General features: G+C 77.4%; 2 protein-coding genes. Both read left to right on the top strand.

Translation table 11 applies throughout. The features are described 5' to 3' along the window. Window positions 1–323: 323 nt before the first annotated feature. Window positions 324–485, top strand: coding sequence for a hypothetical protein (locus AC07AL_RS38445; RefSeq protein ID WP_350887612.1), 162 nt, complete (start codon window positions 324–326; stop codon window positions 483–485). A 295-nt stretch (window positions 486–780) separates the two neighbouring features. Next, the gene (locus AC07AL_RS38440) at window positions 781–4,116 is read left to right on the top strand and encodes a S8 family peptidase (protein ID WP_478319560.1); all 3,336 of its coding nucleotides are present in this window, start codon (window positions 781–783) and stop codon (window positions 4,114–4,116) included. Window positions 4,117–4,245 lie beyond the last annotated feature (129 nt).

Raw genomic sequence — 4,245 nt, 5'->3', positions numbered from 1 at the left:
CCCCCCCCCCCCCCCCCCCCCCCCCCCCCCCCCCCCCCCCCCCCCCCCCCCCCCCCCCCCCCCCCCCCCCCCCCCCCCCCCCCCCCCCCCCCGCTGCGTTCCCCCGGGTGGCTCCCGTCTCAGATACTAGGAAATCCAAGTATTCGTGCAGACACGGCCCGGGCCCGGTCGTACCGTGGAAGGGCGATACGGCGTGCCGACCCTGTAGACAGGGCGTTCGGCCCGTGTCCGCGTGCGCCTTCACGGGCAGGCGATCCCTGCCCCCGCGCGTACCCCTCCCCCTCCCGCGCCCTTTTCGGGGCGCCGCTTCCAAGGAGCCCGGTATGCCCCTCACTGCCGACCGCCACGCCACCCCCACCCCCGCCGCCACCCCCGTCCGCGCCCCGCGCCGTCGCCGGGCCGCCGAACGGAACCCCTTCGCCGCCGCCGCCCTGCAGCGGGCGCTGGACCGCCGCGACAACGGCGGCTCGACCGGGCACCTCTGACGGGAACCGCTGGCGGGCGTCGTCGGCGGTCTGTCCGTCAGGTGTTGTCGGGCGGCGCCCCCGCGGCTTCGCCGGCCCGCCGCCGGCCCGGCCGTTCATCCGCCGAATAGGCCGCTCGGGCTGCCGTCAGGTCACCCGGTCGAGTGCAACCGGCGTCCGTCCGAGGGAAGTTGCTCGCGCTCGTCGGCGCGATCATCCTAATTTGGGGCCCCCGGAAGGGTGATCGACGTTCGCGCGGGCGGGCGTCAGCGACACGGTGTGCGGATCAGTCCCCCTGCCGGGGGAAGAGGGCCCAGTGCGTCTGCCATCCGTCCGCCGACCCATCACCCGGATCGGACTCACCCTGGCCCTGCTGGCCGGGAGCGCGGCGCTCGCCGCCACCCCGGCCTCCGGCGGGCCCCCGACGGAGCCGTCGAGGGCCGGCCGAACGGCCTCCGTCCTGCTCGAACTCGGCACCGAGCCGGCCGGGCCCGCCTGGCGGCGCGCCGCCGACGGGGCCCGGCGGGCCCAGCGCTCCCCGGAGGCCGCCCGCCGGGAGGCCTCGGACGCCGGCGCCGCCCAGCGGGCCAGGGCCGGCGAAGCCCTCGACCGGCTCGCCGCGGCCGTCCACCGGGCGGTGCCCACCGCCGGCGAGCTCTACCGCACCCGCACCCTGATCACCGGCCTCGCCGTCAACGCGCCCGCCGACCGGCTGCCCGCCCTGCGCGCGCTGCCCGGCGTCCGGGCCGTCCACCCGATCGTCCGCAAGCAGCGGGACAACGCCTACTCCGTCCCGCTGATCGGCGCCCCGCAGGTCTGGGCCGGTGCCACCGGCGACGGCAACACCGGCCAGGGGGTGCGGATCGGGATCATCGACAGCGGCATCGACTACACCCACGCCGACTTCGGTGGCCCCGGCACCGAGGCCGCCTTCCGCTCCGTCGAACGCGGCAAGCCCGCCCCGCCCGACCTGTTCCCCAACGCCAAGGTGATCGGCGGCAAGGACCTGGTCGGCGACGACTACGACCCCGACCCGTCCTCCCCGCACCACCAGCCCGTCCCGCACCCCAGCGACAATCCGATCGACTGCGACCGCAACGGGCACGGCACCCACGTCGCCGGCACCGCCGCCGGCTACGGCGTCACCGCCGACGGCCACCCGTACACCGGCCCCTACCGGCCCGGACTCGACCCCGCCGGGTTCAAGGTCGGCCCCGGCGCCGCCCCCGGCGCCCAGTTGTACGCGATCCGGGTCTTCGGCTGCGACGGCTCCACCGACCGGCTCGCCCAGGCCCTCGACCTCGCCGCCGACCCCAACGGCGACGGCGACCTCGGGGACCGCCTCGACGTCGTCAACCTCTCCCTCGGCAGCCGCTTCGGCAGCCCCGACGACACCGACGCCCTCGCCGTCGACCGGCTCGCCGCCCTCGGCACCGTCGTGGTCGCCGCCGCCGGCAACGACGGCGACGTCTACGGCATCGGCGGCAGCCCCGGCACCGCCGCCCGGGCCGTCACCGTCGCCGCCTCCGTCGACCAGCACAGCGACACCGACGGCCTCACCGTGCTCGCCCCCGCCGACCTGGCCGGTGTCGTCCCGGCCCACTGGAGCGAGCGCTACCAGGGCTGGTCCAGCGCCGACGTCAGCGGCCAACTCGCCCTGCCCGCCGACCAGTCCGACGGCTGCGCCGCCTACAGCGAAGCCGACCGGCAGCGGCTCGCCGGAAAGATCGCCGTCCTCACCTGGCGCACCCGCGACTCCGAGCGGGCCTGCAACTCCGGCCCCCGCGCCGACCACGCCGCCGACGCCGGTGCGATCGGCGCCCTCTACGCCGCCGACACCGACCACCTCGCCGAGATCTCCGGCAACGACCGCATCCCGGCCGCCCTGCTCGCCCACGCCGACGGCGAACGGCTCCGGCAGGCCGCCGCGGCCGGGCCGGTCGAGGTCCGCCTCGCCGCCCCCGGCAACCCGCTGCACGGTTCCGTCTCCCAGAACCAGCCCGCCCGCACCGACACCCTCACCGACTTCTCCTCCCGCGGCATCGGCGTCCCCGGCATCGTCAAACCCGACCTCGCCGCCCCTGGCGAGACCATCTGGTCCGCCCTCGTCGGCAGCGGCAGCGGCGGCCAGCGCGAGGACGGCACCTCGATGGCCACCCCGCACATCACCGGCCTCGCCGCCCTCGTCCGCGCCGCCCACCGCGACTGGCCGGTCGAACAGCTCAAGGCCGCGCTCATGAACACCGCCGTCGACACCTGGCTCGGCGACGACCACGGCGGACCGGTCTACGGCCCCGAGCGCACCGGCGCCGGCCGCGCCCAGGTCGACCGGGCCGTTCACACCCCCGTCGTCGCCTACGCGGCCGGCGACGGAGCGGCCGAAGGCAGCGTCGGCGTCTCCTACGGGCCGGTCGAGATTGCCGGGCCGACCGCCCTCGGCCGCGACATCGAGGTGCGCAACCACGCGGACCGGCCGCTGAGCTACCGCACCGGCTACGCGGCGGCCACCGAACTGCCCGGCGCCACCTTCGAGGTGACGCCGGACCAGGTCGACGTCCCGGCCGGCGGCACCGCGCGGGTGCACGTCACCCTCGCCGTCCCCGGGGAACTGGGCCGGGCCCCCGACCCCACCATCGACACCGTGCAGGACGGCAAGGCCCGCAGCTACCGCGCCGAACTCTCCGGCCGCGTCCTGCTCACCCCCGTCACCGACCCGGCCCTGCCCCAACTGCGCGTCCCCGTCCTCGCCGCCCCGCGCCCGGCCACCGACCTCACCGCCACCGCCGCCGCCCGCACCACCCGGGACGGCACCGTCCTGATGCTCGGCGGCAGCGCCGCCCCCGGCAACCGGCCCGGACTCGTCACCGCCCTCACCCTCGGCGGCGAAGGCACCCGCTGGGCCGACTGCCCGCCCGACAGCGAAGCCGCCGTCGGGCCCGGGGCCGGCATCCGGCCCGACGACGGAGCCGAGCCGGCCGACCCCCCGCAGGACGTCTGCGTCCAGCAGCCCGGCGACCGGGCCGCCAACCTGCGGGTCGTCGGTGCCGCCACCAGCTCCGACCTGCTCTACGTGGGCGCCCAGCTCTGGGCCCCGGCCGCCACCCCGGTCGGGCTCTACGGCGTCCGGGTCTCCCTGGACACCGACGGCGACGGCACCACCGACGTCATCCTCGAAGCCGACCGGCTGCGCGGCAGCGACGTCCTGGTCTCCCGCGCCCTCGACGCCCGAACCGGCGCCGAGCTCGACGTCCAGCCGCTGAACGGCCACTGGGGCGACACCGACACCGCCCTGCTGGACGGTGACGCCCTCGTCCTCCCCGTCCGGCTGAGCGCGCTCCCGGGCGTCCGGGAAGGCCACAGCACCGTCCACTACGGCGTCTGGACCAGCACCGTCGCCCCCGGCACACCCGACCCGGCCGAGTCCTACTCCGCCATCGGCCTGCGCGGCACCCGCCCCGTCCTGGCCCTCGACGTCCTGCATCCCGCCGTCGACATCCGTGCCGGCCTCGGCGGCCCCGCGGCCCTCGCCACCCCGGTCCGGCCCGGCACCGTCCTCGACATCCACCGCACCCCCGGCGACACCTCCCGCCTGCTCCTGCTCCACCACCTCAACCCCGCCGCCCGCCGGAGCCAGGTGATCACCCTCCCCTGACCGCACCTGCCCGAGGGGGGGGGGGGGGGGGGGGGGGGGGGGGGGAGTGGGGGGGGGGGGGGGGGGGGAGGGGGGGTGGTGGGGGGGGGGGTGTGCGTCCTGTTCGACCTGGAGGACGACTTCGAGGTG

The sequence above is a fragment of the Kitasatospora sp. NPDC043949 genome, assembly GCF_056435365.1.
The sequence above is the reverse complement of the archived record's forward strand: the minus strand, read 5'-3'. Positions and strand labels throughout refer to the sequence as shown.